The sequence below is a fragment of the Methanobrevibacter sp. genome (assembly GCF_017468685.1).
Lineage (GTDB): Archaea > Methanobacteriota > Methanobacteria > Methanobacteriales > Methanobacteriaceae > Methanocatella.
This window is the reverse complement of sequence record NZ_JAFUHT010000031.1, coordinates 65,378-81,766: the sequence shown is the minus strand read 5'-3', so window position 1 is coordinate 81,766 and position 16,389 is coordinate 65,378. Positions and strand designations below refer to the sequence as shown.

Annotated in this window: 15 protein-coding genes and 1 pseudogene; 12 read left to right on the top strand and 4 right to left on the bottom strand. The window is 35.4% G+C overall.

Features of this window, described 5'->3' with window-relative positions; all coding sequences use genetic code 11:
- The 10 genes and pseudogenes from IJ258_RS04625 to IJ258_RS04580 all read left to right on the top strand — a co-directional run.
- Positions 1-679 (top strand): annotated as a pseudogene (locus tag IJ258_RS04625) (right-handed parallel beta-helix repeat-containing protein); the annotation flags it as partial.
- 859 nt (positions 680-1,538) lie between these two features.
- Positions 1,539-2,375 carry a Bro-N domain-containing protein gene (locus tag IJ258_RS04620; RefSeq protein ID WP_292803617.1) on the top strand — a complete coding sequence of 279 codons (837 nt, stop codon included), beginning with the start codon at positions 1,539-1,541 and terminating at the stop codon, positions 2,373-2,375.
- Between the two features lie 30 nt (positions 2,376-2,405).
- Positions 2,406-2,582 carry a hypothetical protein gene (locus IJ258_RS04615; protein ID WP_292803614.1) on the top strand — a complete coding sequence of 59 codons (177 nt, stop codon included), beginning with the start codon at positions 2,406-2,408 and terminating at the stop codon, positions 2,580-2,582.
- Between the two features lie 419 nt (positions 2,583-3,001).
- Complete coding sequence (locus IJ258_RS04610; protein WP_292803611.1) at positions 3,002-3,133, top strand: hypothetical protein; 132 nt, start codon at positions 3,002-3,004, stop codon at positions 3,131-3,133.
- Positions 3,134-3,772: 639 nt separating this feature from the next.
- Entirely contained in the window at positions 3,773-5,110 is a 1,338-nt protein-coding gene (gene glnA / locus IJ258_RS04605) for a type I glutamate--ammonia ligase (protein WP_292803608.1), read from the top strand.
- Between the two features lie 195 nt (positions 5,111-5,305).
- Entirely contained in the window at positions 5,306-6,223 is a 918-nt protein-coding gene (locus tag IJ258_RS04600; RefSeq protein WP_292803605.1) for a glutamine amidotransferase, read from the top strand.
- Between the two features lie 14 nt (positions 6,224-6,237).
- Complete coding sequence (locus tag IJ258_RS04595; RefSeq protein WP_292803602.1) at positions 6,238-6,891, top strand: tributyrin esterase; 654 nt, start codon at positions 6,238-6,240, stop codon at positions 6,889-6,891.
- Positions 6,892-6,902: 11 nt separating this feature from the next.
- Complete coding sequence (locus IJ258_RS04590) at positions 6,903-7,973, top strand: Coenzyme F420 hydrogenase/dehydrogenase, beta subunit C-terminal domain (protein ID WP_292803599.1); 1,071 nt, start codon at positions 6,903-6,905, stop codon at positions 7,971-7,973.
- Entirely contained in the window at positions 7,974-9,455 is a 1,482-nt protein-coding gene (locus IJ258_RS04585) for a glutamate synthase-related protein (RefSeq protein WP_292803596.1), read from the top strand.
- Positions 9,456-9,484: 29 nt separating this feature from the next.
- The gene (locus IJ258_RS04580) at positions 9,485-12,130 is read left to right on the top strand and encodes a PEP/pyruvate-binding domain-containing protein (RefSeq protein ID WP_292803593.1); all 2,646 of its coding nucleotides are present in this window, start codon (positions 9,485-9,487) and stop codon (positions 12,128-12,130) included.
- A 419-nt stretch (positions 12,131-12,549) separates the two neighbouring features.
- Here the strand turns inward: IJ258_RS04580 and IJ258_RS04575 are convergent, their stop codons facing one another.
- Positions 12,550-13,116: a GNAT family N-acetyltransferase gene (locus IJ258_RS04575; protein ID WP_292803590.1), complete on the bottom strand. Its 567-nt coding sequence runs from the start codon at positions 13,114-13,116 to the stop codon at positions 12,550-12,552.
- A gap of 63 nt (positions 13,117-13,179) precedes the next feature.
- Between IJ258_RS04575 and IJ258_RS04570 the strand changes: the two genes are divergently transcribed.
- Together IJ258_RS04570 and IJ258_RS04565 are read left to right on the top strand one after the other, a co-directional pair.
- Positions 13,180-13,548: a HEPN domain-containing protein gene (locus IJ258_RS04570; protein WP_292803587.1), complete on the top strand. Its 369-nt coding sequence runs from the start codon at positions 13,180-13,182 to the stop codon at positions 13,546-13,548.
- Between the two features lie 92 nt (positions 13,549-13,640).
- The gene (locus IJ258_RS04565) at positions 13,641-14,045 is read left to right on the top strand and encodes a PaaI family thioesterase (protein ID WP_292803584.1); all 405 of its coding nucleotides are present in this window, start codon (positions 13,641-13,643) and stop codon (positions 14,043-14,045) included.
- Here the strand turns inward: IJ258_RS04565 and IJ258_RS04560 are convergent.
- From IJ258_RS04560 to IJ258_RS04550, 3 genes are all read right to left on the bottom strand, one after another.
- Positions 14,042-14,941, bottom strand: coding sequence for a lipopolysaccharide assembly protein LapB (locus IJ258_RS04560; RefSeq protein WP_292803582.1), 900 nt, complete (start codon positions 14,939-14,941; stop codon positions 14,042-14,044). The genes IJ258_RS04565 and IJ258_RS04560 overlap by 4 nt on opposite strands.
- Positions 14,934-15,233, bottom strand: a complete 300-nt coding sequence (locus IJ258_RS04555; protein WP_292803578.1) for a hypothetical protein — start codon at positions 15,231-15,233, stop codon at positions 14,934-14,936. The genes IJ258_RS04560 and IJ258_RS04555 overlap by 8 nt, the downstream gene beginning before the upstream one ends.
- 157 nt (positions 15,234-15,390) lie before the next feature.
- On the bottom strand, positions 15,391-16,155 hold the full coding sequence (locus IJ258_RS04550; RefSeq protein ID WP_292803575.1) for a 4Fe-4S dicluster domain-containing protein: 765 nt from the start codon (positions 16,153-16,155) through the stop codon (positions 15,391-15,393).
- Between the last annotated feature and the right edge of the window lie 234 nt (positions 16,156-16,389).

Genomic DNA, 16,389 nt, shown 5'->3' with positions numbered 1-16,389 from the left:
TAACAATGACTTTTCAGGAAACCGTGTAATCACAATATTCGAGTATGGTCTGGAGCATCAAAGTGATGAGGTTGACGGCGGTGATCCGTTTGTATATGTTCCGCCTGAAAACGTAAACGGCAGAACCAATGTAATCAACGGCAGTGGAATTGCTCCTCAAAGGCCAGGGTTCCCTGGTGGCAATCCTTTGCTTCCGGGAAACAATGGCGGTGGCTCAATAAACACCGGGGGCAATAGTCCTGGTGGTTTCCACAGTCCGGATGCGGCTGATGGTGACAATGGATATAACGGTTTTCCGGATTTGAGCGGTGACAATGGTGAGAGCCTGTCACGTAAAAGCAATCATGGGGGTAATGTCAAGACTGTGAATTCATTCAACAACGAGGGTAGTGCCGATAATTCTTATAATAATCTTGTGGCAACATCAAATTCTACTTCTAGTGATGCTCCGAGTGTTGATGGTGTGACTGTCAGTGGCAGGTCATCAAGTTCCGCTTCTTCAGCCGGTGGGGCCGGAAGCAGCGGAGCACAGGATTCAAGCAAGGCTTATGAGATTACCAAAAACATTGTTGAAAGCGGCCCAGAGGATATTTTGAAGTTCATCGCACTTGCGGTGGTGTGTGAGATATTGCTGGTTGTCGGATACAGACGAAAGGAAAATGAAGACATTATTGATTAGCCATTTAATTGGCTGGTCTCTTTTTTTTTAATTTTATTGGTCTGCCTATCTATTTTAAATCATTGAATAATCGTTGCAACGATTGATTAAAAGACTACTTTTTTTATAAACCCTTGTTTTTATTGATTGCCTTTTTGTTATTGCGGAAGTGTTTTTCAAATTCATCATTTCCATTTGTGTTGATATGTGATTTCATTGAAACTTGAAAATCAATATTGATGATGCCTCTTATGAACCCCTGTTAAAACTCGATTATTGAATGATTCCTATTGGGGGACACAAAAATGGTCAACATTGGACTCATTAAAATTAAAGTAATACTTTTATTTTACCAGGTATTAAAAAATGGCTTTAAGTAGGGTGGTATAGAATAATTCCCGCACAAGGCATCGTTTAGATGTCCTTGCTTATTTTTTCTTTTTTTATTATAATTATTTGTTATTTTATAATTATATAATTTTTATTCATATTCATAATAATTAAATACTTTTTAGTTTAATATTCAGTATTTAAAGTATTTACAGATGGTTTTATTTACTTTTTCTGTTTTACTGTGTAGGGTGGTATCTATTGGTTCATCGTGTTTTTTTTAGAGTGATGGTTTGGGTGTTTTTTTGACTATTGGATGATTTTAACTTTTTTTAAATTATTTAACTGTTTGTTTGTAGTGATATTCTGGAATAATTAATCCATTGTCATGAGTGTGTAAATTTGCTTTTACTTTAAAATATTGTTGTGAACGTGTAAAATTGCTTTAAATTAACAGTATTGCTTTTATTTTAATCAAAAACTATATAAAGTTTTAAAATAAATATTATGGTGAGTATTAGTTCATAATAAATTAAAAGGAGGAAAAATTATGGATGAAAAATATGCTATCAAATTATTTGAAGAATATGAAATAAGAACTAAATGGGATCCGGAAATAGAAGATTACTACTATTCAGTAATAGATGTCATAGCAGTTCTTAGTGGAAGTAAAAATCCTAGAAGGTATTGGTCTGACTTGAAAAGAAAACTAAAAAAAGAAGGAAGTCAGTTGTACGAAAATATCGTACAACTCAAAATGAAATCAGCTGACAATAAATTTTATAAAACTGATGCTGCAACAACCAAACAACTATTAAGGATAGTTCAATCAGTTCCATCACCTAAAGCCGAACCATTCAAACAATGGTTGGCTCAAGTGGGTAAGGAAAGGCTTGAAGAGGTGGCTGACCCTGAAATTGCAATGTTAAGAGCAGTTGACACTTACCGCAGGAAAGGTTATTCTGAAGAATGGATTACTCAAAGGATGAGGAGCATTGAAACCCGAAAGGATTTGACTGCTGAATGGGATAGGGTTGGTGTTGAACCCGGAGTTGAATATGCAATATTAACTGATGATATCTCAAAGGCATGGTCTGGAATGTCAACAAAAGAATACAAGCAGTATAAGGGCCTTAAAAAGGAAGGTTTAAGAGACAATATGACCAATATGGAGCTAATTTTAAACATGCTGGCCGAAGCCTCAACAACAGAAATCAGCAAGGTTGAAAATCCCGATGGTTTTAAAGAAAGCAGGGATGTTGCTAAACGTGGTGGAAATATTGCCGGTAATGCTCGAAGAGAACTTGAATCTGCAACCGGTCGCAAAGTAGTCAGCAAAAGGAATTCAAAAACTCCAGAGTTGCTTGATGAAACTTCAGATAACTGAAGTTTCTAAAAACTCTTATTGTGTGATTTGATGATTGAAAGAAAAATTGAAATTTCCCTAAGAACATATGAAAATCTATGTGAAATGACTCCAAAAGATAACTCCTTTGATTATACTATCAATTTTCTGATAAATTATTATCTTGATAATGAAGAATTTAGTGATGAAGATGCCGAATACTACAATCGCCAGATTAAAAAATTTTAAAAGGGCAACTATGAATATGTGTCTAGGGTATGTCTGAAAGATTTAAAAAAGGTTGATTTTTCCAGATAGGCAGTTTATGTTCTAAAATATTTGATTGTTGGTTATTTATTAATTTTTTAAAAGTAGGGTGGTTCCACTTGTTTCCCGCACAAGGAATCGTATAGATTTCCTTGTTTATTTTTTCTTTTTTTAGGGCATTAAATTCTTATTTTATGCATTAATTCTATTAAAATATTTTCACATGGTTTTAATTAGTGTATGAGGAACTGGCTACAAATTGTAACCGTTTGAATAATTTATAATTGATTGATTAACCTTACGAAAATATCCTAAAGTTGAAACTTTAGTTAGTTGTTTTGTAAACTTTTGCTGTTTTTCTATGTTATTGTATGGTTTAATTTAGAAGTGGTGATATATTGTTGACAGTAATAGATATTGCTAAATGGAATAGATGTGATGTAATGTCCGAAAATATCGGACAGTTAAGACCGAAAAAAATTGATGAATCAGTTTTCTTATGCAAGTTTTTAATCCTGTTGTTGATGATGTAATTTTTCAATTCTGATTTCAGGATGTTTAACAAGTAGTGTATTTCCATGATAAATTTCCATAAATATCATGCTCCGTTTCAAAACTTATATGCTCTTATTGTTTTTAATAATTAATAACTTTTTAGATAATTATTTTGAAAGTGATGAGATTACACTTTTTATATTATTGTGGTTCTTCATTATTTCAGTACATTGAATCCTTTGGATTTTTCTAGCTTATAAATGATAATTAATTGAAAACAACATTTTAGGTTTAATGGAAATTTTTTAACAGAATTTATTTTTTTCAAAGTAGGGGGTCTCCATGTGTTTCCCGCACAAAGCATCTTATGATTTTGTTTTATTTCTTTTTAGGAGTTTTTAAATCTATTTTTTTTAATAATTATTCTTTCTTTCACCATTCATTAATGGATTATATTTCAGTATCGTTATAATTTCCAAACGGCAATTATGAATGATTTATGTTACATTTTACTCATTTTTCAATAACTTTATATATCAATAACTATATAATTATTAATCGGAAGGAAGCTTCCTTCCGACTATGTATTTAATTAAATTCATCAAGTCAAAAATGGTTTTTCCATTTTCCATATTATTCAACAAAATGGATAATATACAAAGAAATGAAGTGAAAAAATGTCAACCGAAGATAAAAAATTAGATCAGATAATTAAAACAATCGACGCAAATGATATAAAATTTTTGAAACTACAATTCTCAGATATACATGGATTGCCTAAAAGCATGGCTGTACCACTTAAAAAAGCAGATGACGTTGAAGATATAGTAAAAGACGGATTGCTGTTTGACGGTTCATCCGTTGCAGGACTTGCTTCAATCAATGACAGTGACCTTCTTGCAAAACCTGACATCAACACTTTCTCAACAATTCCATGGAGACCTGAATCAAAAGGAACCAGTAGATTCATATGTGATATTTTCACTACAGAAGGAAAACCATATGATGGAGACCCAAGGGGAGTACTTAAAAAATCATTGAAATTGGCTGAAGAAAGGGGATACCAATTCAACATGGGTCCCGAACCGGAATTTTTCATTATCAAAAAAGATGAACATGGAAACTACGTCCCGGCTGATGAAGCAGAATACTTTGATGTGGAACCATTGGATCAGGGAACAGACATCAGAAGAGAAATTGTACTGGGTCTGGAAAAACTCGATTTCGATGTCGAAGTAAGCCACCACGAAGTGGCAGCAGGACAGCATGAAGTTGATTTCAAATATGCAGACGCTTTAAAAACAGCTGATGCAGTAATAACATTTAAGGAAGCTGTAAAAGCAGTTGTCAATAATTTAGGATTTAAAGCAACATTCATGCCAAAACCGTTCCTCGGAATCAACGGTAGCGGAATGCACTGTAATCAGAGCCTATTCAAAGATGGTGAAAACATCTTCTATGACCCTGACACTGAAACCCAGATTTCACAGGAAGCATTATACTTCATTGGAGGATTGCTAAAACACGCACCGGCTTTATCTTCAATCCTATCTCCGACTGTCAACTCATACAAACGTTTGGTACCGGGATATGAGGCACCATGCTACATTGCTTACGGATTTAAAAACAGATCCACTTTACTAAGAATTCCAGCATCCCGTGGATTAGGTACAAGAATCGAATGCAGATCCGCAGACCCATCATGTAACCCATACCTTGCATTTGCAGTATTGCTTGAAGCAGGTTTGGATGGTATGGACAATAAAATCGATCCGGGTGAACCAACTGAAGAAAACCTCTTTGCATTTTCTGAAGATGAAATTGCAGAAAAAGGAATCAACAGCTTGCCAACAAGTCTATGGGAAGCATACCATGCATTGGAGGAAGATGAAATGGTTAAAAACGCTCTTGGAGAAAAAGTGTTCAATCAATTCTACAGCATCAAAAGAGCGGAATGGGATGCATACAGAATACAGGTATTCGATTATGAAAGAGATGAATACCTAGACGTGTAAAAGAATTTCATTATCAAATTGGCGGTCAATGCACTGCCAATACATTAAAATTTTTTTTCGGAATTGTTAATTTAAGGCATATTGTAAATTTAGGATTACTTACTTATTAGGCATATGTGAATTAAAGCCATGAATTTTTTCAGGTTTTAATTAACTTGTCTATTTCGCCGATTATTTTATTTTGGAGGTAAAAAAATGTGTGGAATAGCAGGTGTAATATACAAAGATAAAAAAACCCACAATGTAGGTGAAGCATTGACATCAATGCTTGAATCACTGCAGCACAGAGGTCCAGATTCCGCAGGTTATGCAATCTACGGAGGTTTGGATTTTCTTGAAAATTATTATCAGTTAAACATTGAAGTTAAAAGAAAAAGAGGAGCATTGGAAAATTTAAAATCATTATTAACACAATTCAGTCCGATATTTGAAGAGGAACTGATTGTGTCAGTTGGAGACTCAGACGTATACAAATGCAAAATAGCATTGGATGACTTTTCACTTCTTAAGCCATGCATAAGTGAAATTGATGAACTTGAAAACGTAAGGGTCATCAACGGTTCACACTCATTTGAAATGATTAAAGACATTGGAAAAGTAAAGGATATTGCAGAAAGGTTTGATGTTTCAAGCCGGATGGGAACTCATGGTATTGGACATACACGCTTTGCAACAGAAAGTGGAGTTGACCGCTATCATGCACACCCATATCAAAGCTACATCATACCGGACATTACTGTAGTCCATAACGGTCAAATCACAAATTACTGGAAAATAAGGGATCCTTTAGAGAGAAAAGGACACATTTTTGAATCATTCAACGACACTGAATGTATTGTTCATTACATGGCGGACAAACTCAATCAGGGCTATAAATTGGAAGAGGCACTGGATCAGGCGGTAATTGATTTGGATGGTCCATTTTCAATACTGGTCGGAACACCTAACGGCATAGGCATTGCAAAGGACAAACTTGGATTAAGACCTGGAGTTATGGTGGAAACCGATGAGATATTTGCAATTGCTTCAGAGGAAATGGCATTGCATGATGTGACAGATTCAGATAAAATCGAACAAATTGCTCCTGGAGAGACAAGGGCTTATACAATTTAAGGAGTGTTTTATCCATGAAAGAGTATGTTATTGATGCAAAGGATATGGACGTGAAGGAATTAAATCGTATGGTAAAGGAACAGGCCATATATCATGATAAGCTCATAATCAACAATCCCGAATCAGCCCACAACATCTGTGCCGGTTTAACCGAAGATGTTGACATTGAAATCAACGGTTCTGCAGGTTATTTTGTTGGAACAATGGTTAACGGACCAAAAATACACATCAACGGAAACGCCGGATGGTTTGCAGGAGACAATATGACCAAAGGGGAACTTGTCATTGAAGGCACTGCAGGAGACGGTGCAGGACAGGGCATCTATGGAGGCACAGTAATAGTTAAAGGAAGCGTCGGTTCAAGAACAGGTGAGATAATGAAAGGCGGAACTGTCATAATCGGCGGAAACAGCGGGTACATGACAGGACTTCTCATGATGGGTGGAAGACTCATCATCCTTGGTGATGTGACTGATGATGTTGGTGAATCAATCATGAGAGGAACAATATATGTTCTTGGGGATGTGAAAAGCCTTGGAAAAAATGCTGTTATGGAGAAAACCACACTTGAGGATCAAAATGAGTTAAAAGAGATTCTTGAAAGATATGGTTTTGAACTAACAGACATTGATTATACAAACTTTAAAAAAATCGTTAATATACAATAGGAGCTAATAAAATGAGTGAACGAAGAATTGCTATGGTTGGAACACCATGTGAAATTATGGCAGCATCCAAAATACAGCATTATACCGATAGCCCTATTGATGTTAAATTAGGGCTTTTCTGTATGGAGAACTTCTCATACAGATACTTTGGAAATCTCCTTAAGGAGTATGATTTGAAAATGGATGATATTGAGAAATTCCAAATCGAAAAGGGATTCGTATTCTTATTGCTTAAAACTAAAGATACAGTTAAAATACCATTATTTGAAGCTAAAAGGGTTCTCAGGAAAAACTGCAATATATGTGTTGAGCTGACATCTGAGACATCAGACATTTCAATCGGTTCCATAGGTTCAGATGAGGGATGGTCAACAGTGATTGTAAGAACCAAAAAAGGTGAAGAAATAGTTGATGGAGCAATAAAACAGAAATTCATCAAAGCAAAAGACCTGACAGAATCACAGTTCAAGCTACTGACCAGAATCGCTGAGTCAAAAATTAGCAAAAACCTTGAAACCATTGAGGAAAGGGAATACTTTGCAAGACCGGTATTGTATCAAAGGCAAAGGTCTGATGATTCAATTTCAAAAGAAATTTCAGAGTCCCAGTTCATGGATTTGAAATCCAATGTCGTTGATGTTGGAGCATGCGTTCTTTGCGGTGCATGCGAATATGTTTGTCCTGATGATTTGATAACAATTGATGATACAAAACCTAGAATGAAAGGTGAATGTCGCAGTGACTGTCATGCCTGCTTTGAGGTCTGTCCAAGAACTTTCATACCTGAAAAGTTAAGAAACGACAATTCAAAAGCAATTGGTGATTACATTAAGGTATTGTCCGTCAAATCCATAAAGCACACTCAGGGTCAGGACGGATCAATAGTCACAACATTGCTTGATTACTTATTAACCAATGATATTGTAACTGATGCGCTCATAGTCGATAAGGAAGACCACATTGCATGGAAGCCTTATGCAAAAATCACAAGTGACATCGATGAGGTAGTAAGGTCCGGTGGAACAAAATATTCAGTCTGTCCGGTATTCAAGCCATTGAAAAAATTGGAGGAGGTGAATTAGATGCCATTCACTGTTGAGAGAAAAATGGAAATCTGCAAACAGAACAATGACCGACCGGGATGCTGCTGGTATTTATGTGACAATCCTCACAGGGCATCATGTAAAAACTGTTATAGCTGCTATTCAAATTGTCCTCATGACGTTTATGATGTAATCAATGATGAGCCTCAGCCAATCTATCAGGAAAATTGTGTGGGATGTAAAATATGCGAGGAAATGTGTCCTACACATGCGATATACGTAAGGCCTCTTTCAGATGAGGGAAGAGGAATATGGTCAAACTCAACAATGGTTGAAATCAAACGCAAAAGCAAATCTGGCTCATATAAGGTGAGAGGTTGCGGACTGACAAGAAAAGTTCCATCTTTTGATGATTTAAGTTTATTGCCGGCACAGGTTTCAAGACCGCCAATTGACTCTTACAGGGAACCCTGCAAGACTTCAGTGGTGCTTGGTGACAGGTTCGCTGAAAATCCGATTGAAATTGACACTCCAATCATGATCGGTGCAATGTCATTTGGTGCAGTAAGTAAAGAGGCAAAAATGGCATTGGCTATTGGAAGCAGCAAGGTCGGTTCAATCGCCAATACAGGTGAGGGTGGAATGCTTCCTGAAGAGCGCTATTATGCAGATAAGCTCATTGCCCAATATGCATCTGGCCGTTATGGTGTTTCAGCAAGTTACTTGAACAATGCTGAAGCTGTTGAGATTAAAATAGGTCAGGGTGCAAAATCCGGTATGGGCGGACATCTGCTTGCACATAAGGTGACTTCTGAAGTTGCTCGTGTTCGTAATATTCCTGAAGGAACATCTGCATTGAGTCCTGCAAGGCACATGGATATTGTGGGGCCTGAGGATTTGGGTATGAAAATCGACCAGTTGAGGGAAATTACAGACTGGAAAGTGCCGATTATAGTCAAATTCGCTGCAGGAAGAGTCGAGCAGGATGTTAAAATTGCTGCAAAAGCCGGTGCTGATATAATCGTTGTTGACGGTATGCAGGGAGGAACCGGTGCAGGACCTGAAGTCGTTACAGAACATGCGGGTATTCCAACAATTGAAGCTATTGTAAAAGCGGATGATGCATTGAAAGACATTAACCTGAGAAGCGAGGTAAGTCTTGTGGCTGCCGGTGGAATAAGATCAGGTGCAGACGTTGCAAAGGCTATTGCTCTAGGTGCAGATGCAGTTTATATCGCTACTTCCGCGCTGATTTCAATTGGATGTAAAGTCTGTCAGACCTGTTCTGAAGGAACATGTCCTAAAGGAATTGCAACCCAGGAAAGGGTTCTTAGAAGAAGATTGGACCCGATAAGGAAAGGTCAGCAGGTTGCAAACTATATTGAGGCAATGACTCAGGAAGTAATGGCATTAACTCAGCAGGCTGGAAATACTGATGTGGAAAAACTTGAACGTCAGGATTTGGTTGCATTAACCATGGAGGCTTCACAACTGACCGGAGTTCCAATGGTTGGCAGATGATTAATTAAAACAATTAAGGAGATATGATTATGGCAGCATTCGATAGAATAAAATCAGGAATTCCGGGACTTGATAATGCTCTGGATAATATTCGCTTAGGGGACAATGTGGTGTGGAATGTTACAAACTTGAATGAGTTTTCTTACTTTGTCAATCCTTATATAAAACAGGCAAAGGAAGACAACAGGAACCTAATATACATTCGCTTTGCAAATCATCCTCCATTGATTGAAATGACAGAAGATGATTTCAGACTGCTTGAAATTGAAGAGAAAAATCCTGACACTGAATTTTCAATGATTGAACGTGACGGGATTAAGATATATAAGGTTAACCCATACAATCAGTTTGAAACATTCACCCTTGAAGTTCACAGGATCATTGAAAAGGAAGGATTCGATGCGTTTTACGTGTTTGACTGCTTAAGTGACCTTCAGGCGGTCTGGTCAACTGATTTGATGATGGGAAACTTCTTCAGGGTAACATGTCCATTTTTGTTTAAACTTGATACTGTGGCATATTTCCCAATCATTCGTGGAAGGCATTCATATGATGCTATAGCAAAAATCCGGGAAACCACACAGCTTTTCTTGAATGTGTACTCAAATTCTCCTGAAGAAGTGTATGTTTCACCGTTGAAGGTGTGGAACAGGTATTCTCAAACCATGTTTTTGGGACATAAGTTCAATCCAAGAATAGGCTCCGTTAAGGTTCTTCAGGAAGGCCATGAAGTAAGCAAGTACTACAAGACAATCAACGATTCCGACAAGTATCAAAACGGTCAGACATTGGACAGCTGGGAGCGTTACATGCTTCAGGTCAGAATGAAGTATCGTGAAGGCAAGAATATCGATGACGAGTGCGACAAGATTTGTGAACTCATGATGACCAAGGACGAGAAGATGCTTTCCAAAATCAGAGAATACTTCACTTTTGAAGATTATCTCACAATTTATGACCGTCGTGTGGGAAGCGGGTTAGTGGGAGGTAAATCCTGCGGAATGCTTCTTGCAAGAAAAATCATTGAAAAGAACTGTCCTGACATATACAATAATAATTTTGAGCCTGATGATTCATTCTATATTGGTTCTGATTTATTTTATACATACATTGTTTCAAATGATTTATGGGACTTGAGAGTAAATCAGAGAACGGAAGAGGGCTACTATGAGTACGGTAAAAAACTCGAAGAAGGTCTTAAAAACGGTACATTTTCCGAAGAAATCAAAAAGGAATTCATCCATATTCTGGATTATTTCGGACAAAGTCCTATAATTGTCCGTTCAAGCAGTTTTCTTGAGGACGGCTATGGAAATGCATTTGCAGGCAAATACGAATCAGTATTCTGCGTGAACAGAGGCAGTCTTGAAGAGCGTTTGGCCGCTTTTGAGGATGCAGTGAAAGTGGTTTATGCAAGTACCATGAATATCTCCGCTTTGGAGTACAGGAAACTGAACGGTCTTGATGATACTGATGAACAGATGGCACTTTTGGTTCAAAGGGTTTCAGGATCTTATTATGATGATTATCTCTTCCCGACTGCTGCAGGTGTCGGATTTTCATACAGTCCATACTCTCCTCTTCCGGACATGGACAACAGCAAAGGAATGCTGAGGCTTGTTATGGGTCTTGGTACAAAAGCGGTTGACCGGACCAAAAAGGACTATCCAAGAATAATCAATCTGGATAAGCCTCAAGTGACATTGATGAAGGACATTAAGGAAAAGCACAGGTATTCCCAACATTATCTGGATGTCATTGATTTTGAAAGCATCAGTCTGCATGACATTCCTGTTGATGATGGTCTGGAGGTTATTCCAAGCTATGCAAAAAGGGTTTTGGTCGAGCATGATCATGAAGCTGAAAGAAGGTTCCGTGAACGTGGTCAGCGCCGTGAAATTGTTTTTGTCAACTGTGAAGGGCTTGTGAAAAATCAGGAATTCATTGATGTGATGAAGGAAATTCTAAGCACTCTTGAGGAGGCTTATGATTATCCAGTGGATATTGAATACACAGTTAATGTTGCTGAGGATAAGTCATTCAATATAAACCTATTGCAATGCCGTCCGCTTCAGGTTTCAATAAACAATGAATCCATTGAAATGCCTGAAGACAAAAACGTATTCTTCCACATCAGGGAATCCTCCATGGGAATGTCACGTAAAAGCAGTATAGATGTGATTTGTTATGTTGATCCTCATAAGTATTATGAATATCCGTATGCTCAAAAAAGCTCACTGTCCCGGGTAATCAGTGATGTGAACGCTTATTGTAAAAATAATGACAAAAACGCCATTTTAATCGTTCCCGGAAGAATAGGTACATCTTCTCCTGAATTGGGCATTCCGGTAGTATTTGCTGACATCAGTCATTTTAATGCAATTCTTGAGGAATCCTATAGTGAAGTGGGTTACATGCCTGAATTGTCCTTTGGAAGTCATATGTTCCAGGATCTGGTGGAAGCTGAAATATACTACGGGGCACTGTTTGAAAACGAGAAGAAAATAGAATTTAACAAGGATATGATTTTTGAATATTCAAATATCCTAAAAGACATTAATCCTAACTTGAATGATGAGATATATGATATGGTGCAGGTTATAGACTTTAATGAGGGTAATGCGGAACTGTACCATGACATGAACAAGGATGAGACAATATGCATCTTCAAGTGATTGAATCATATTTATAATGGAAATTATTTCATTATATTGGGGAAGGAGGGTGGGACATATGCCTTTTTATTTGTAATAATTTTTTGCACAAAAAAGATTTCAAATAAAAGAAAAAAGTATGACAAAATTCCGAATGTGATTAATGACCCTTTCATAGGGTTGTTTTTCACATAATTTGTTTATTGTTCTTCTAAAACCACATGAATTAGGAAATATATTGGCATAATCGGTTTGTGAATTGGTGTTCACCTTGTTTTTTAGAACTTGCAAGTTCAGGATTAAAAAATAAATAATAATATCAGTAATATTCAGCCAAGAGTTAAAAATTAGAAAATGGTATTAAAAATAGTAAAATACCTTTATCTGACCTTTGAGCTTAAATTAGAAATTTAATTTACATCAATATTATTAAATCATTTCTATTTTTCTTTAACAAATTTTTCTAAGGATTCACCTTTAAAATGGAATAATTCCCAATCTTTTAGCTCGGCACCAATATTTAAATAAAAATCAATGCTTGGTTTATTCCAGGATAGGCATGTCCATTCTAAACGCCCATAATTTCTTTCAAGTACGATTTTTCCTAATTCTTTTAAAAGAGCTTTTCCATAACCGTTTCCTCTATATTCTGGTTCGATAAATAAATCTTCAAGGTGCATATTGACATTTCCGATATATGTTGAAAAACTCAAAAAGTATAGAGCAAAGCCTATCACTTCATTATCTAAAAGTGCAAAGATTACTTCTGCTTGTTTTTCATCAAAAACCCATTTTTCAATGTCTTTTTCTGTTGCAATGACTTCGTCTAATCTTTTTTCATAATCTGCAAGTTTTTTAATATATTCTAAGATTAAACTGGATTCATTTCTTTCAGCTATTTTAAAAGTTAAGTTTGTCATGTATTTAATTATCATAGTTTGGATTAATATTAATTTTGTTTTTGCAGGTAATGAAATATTGATTTCATACTGTAAAATTGCTTTCACTTTGTAAAATTGCTCTCATTTCAAACAAAAACTTTATAAATATTTTAATTTAATATTCCTATCATGGAAATGGAACAATTATGGATGAAAAAGGCTGAAAAACATTTGGAGGCTGGAAAATTTTTGTTTGATGTAACACAATCATCATCAATAATTGACATTAGTTATATGACAATGTTTTCGGCAGTTAAAGCGTTACTCATAAAAAGAGGGATTGAATGCAAGACTCATGAGGGATTGCTGTATCTGTTCAAAGTAAATTATGTTGATAACAATCTGTTCAGCAGGCATCTGTTTGAAAAGTTTTGTTTGTGTAAGGAGCTAAAAACAGTATATTTCAATTCATATTCAGATGATCTCTCTAAACTGGTCATATGGCAATATTTGAATTATTCAAGGGATTTTCTTGATGATGCATGGGAGTTAATATGATGGTCTTTTAGAATAATTTTAAAATTTTTGAACATATGCTATTCAAAAACTTAATTAATTTAAAAAAATAATAATTACGTAGGTGTAAAGTTATGGCTAATTTTAACTCATTAGAAGAAGCAAGAGAATTTTTCTACAAAGACAAATTTGCAGTAAATACTGGAATAACATTAGACGAAATAACTGAAGATGAAGCTATTTGCAGTTTAATGGTAACTGATGAACACAAAAATGCATATGGTGGAGTGATGGGTGGAGTAATATTCACACTGGCCGATTTTGCCTTTGCGGTTTTATCCAATCAGATTCATCAGCTAACTGTTGCTCAGCAAGTTGATATTCATTACCTGTCTGCTCCAAAAGGAGAAAAATTAATCGCTAAAGCGACATGTCGTAAAAGTGGCAGAACATCATCTATAGTAAATGTTGACATTTCAGATGATACTGGACGTGATGTTGCTCAGTTTATCGGAACAGGTTTTAAATTAAATATCTAAAACTTCTTTTCATATCCAAGAAATTTGTTAATCATTTTCATACGATTGAGCATTTTAAAAAATTCTTTTTTCTTTTCAATCCCTCCACTTGTGGGATTGATTTCAAATGCTTTTTTAAAGGAATTTATTGCAGCACCAATTCTTCCAGTGCGTATGAACAGCTCTCCCTGTGCAAACCATATTTCATCAAAATTCGAATTCATTTCCAATGCTTTTTTAAAATAGTCTTCAGATGCCTTGAAGTTTTTCATTTCAAAGCTTTCAACGGCCTTTAACATTAAATCATGTGAGGTTAATGTGAGATTGTTTTTCTTTTTAAACATATTTGATTTTAAATTTATTGCTGCCTTGTTTTTAGGTTCAATCTCAAAAACAAGATTAAAACATTTTTCAGCTTCTTCAAATTTCTCCAGTTCGACTAGATTTCTACCTTTTGAAAGTAATGCTGCAATGTTGCCTGGATTTTCTTTTAGAATTTTTTCAAGATATTCAATTGCTTCGGGGTATTGTTTGTTTTTCTCAAGATAATGGGATTTGTGAAACAGTGCTATTAAATTATCGGGATTAATATTTAGTATTTCATCCACCACTTCATTTGCCTGGTTTTGCCTTTTTAAAGATATGAGTGCATTTGCCTTAAAAATTAATGTCTCTTCTGTTTTTTGGTATCTTAGCATTTGATTACATTTTTCTAAAAGAATTTCACTATATCCTGCTGATTTGGATTTGTCTCCAAGAAAGCTGTATAGTTGTGCCAGATTATTTATGAGTGAAATGTTGTCCGGATCATGTGCAAGGGCTTTTAGGTACATGTCTTTTGCTTTCATATATTCGCCTTTTTTAAGGTGGTCATGACCCTGTTTGATGGTTTTTTCTAAAATATTTTTCCTAAACATTCAATCCCTCTTTCATATGTTTTATGATATTTAATAAAGCTCCCATATTGTAGGGATTTATATTTAATAATTCATTTGTTGTTTCTAGGGATTTATATGGTTTATTCAAACAGTTTAGGGAATGTATTTTGTATTGTAGGATTTTTTCGCTTTTTGGTAATCTGTCGCAGATGCTTATTATGTTTTTGTGGTATTTTTCGTATTTTTCTTTTTGATTTGTTAGTTTGTATATGTCTGCAATTTCTTTCATTCGGGTTATATTTTCAAAATCAATATTGCTTTTAACTTGCATATTTTTCACCAATACTTTTTGTATTTATTTAGTATTGATTTTATAGCTTTTAAATGTATCTATTATGCAATTAAGACAATATTATAATCTTATTGTAAATTTTAAGCTTGTATCAATATTGTTTTGAGTATGAAAATATGTGAAACACTGATGTGCTTCACATAAAAAATTCTACTTCATGTCTTTCTAAATTATTTGAAATCGCATTCTCGTATTCACTCTGATAATTTGCACCGCCAAATGATCTTGCACTTTCAGGACAAACGTTGATGCAGGTTGTGCATCGGGTGCAGTCATCCAAATTTGTTTTAGTTGGTGTAAGTTCAGAAATTGCCTCTTCTGGACAGGTGTAGACACAGTCCATGCATTCAACACAGAGATTTTCGTCACATAATACGCTGAAATCCGGTGTCTTGTAATCTGGAAACGGTTTGTATCCGCTTACAAAAATCTCGTTGGTCGTATTGTTTTTTAATTTTTCAATTATTTTTTGGGAAAATTCATTGATTCTTTCCATGTCGCTTGCATCTGGGCGGTTGCTTCCAATATCATTAAATTGCGAATGCTGGCTGACTGTTGTTGCAACGCCGACGATTTGGAAGTTGTTTTCTTTTAGAAGTTCTACAAGTTCCAGTAGTGCATCGCCATAGTCAATGTTTCCGTAGTTTAGAATCACGATTGCCTTGGTATTTGTTCCTTTTATTTTTGATAGTCTTTTGCATGCAAGTTTTGGAATTCTTCCGTCAAAAACAGGTATTCCAATGATCACAAGTTCGTCTGTGAATGTTTTTGACTCATTAAAACTTAACAGGTCATAGTTTTCACGGTTCATGTTGAAGTTTTTTGCAACTTCATTGACTATTTTTTCAGTACTTCCTGAGGGACTAAAATATATTTTTGATAGTTTTTCAAAGTTCAACATACTAATCACCTTGAATTAGCATTATTTTTTAGCTATTTAAAGATTTGGTGAGTGTTTGGTTACCAATCAGGACATGTGAGGGGTTTTCCCAATCTTGATAAAACCAGTTACTTTATAAATAATGAGAGTAATAAGTATTAAGTGACTAATTAACAAGTCGTGAAAAATCTTAAATTTCGAAGTTGCACTGCCGTAGCTTCGAAATTTTTTTTTATTGAATATTGATTGTTGAGA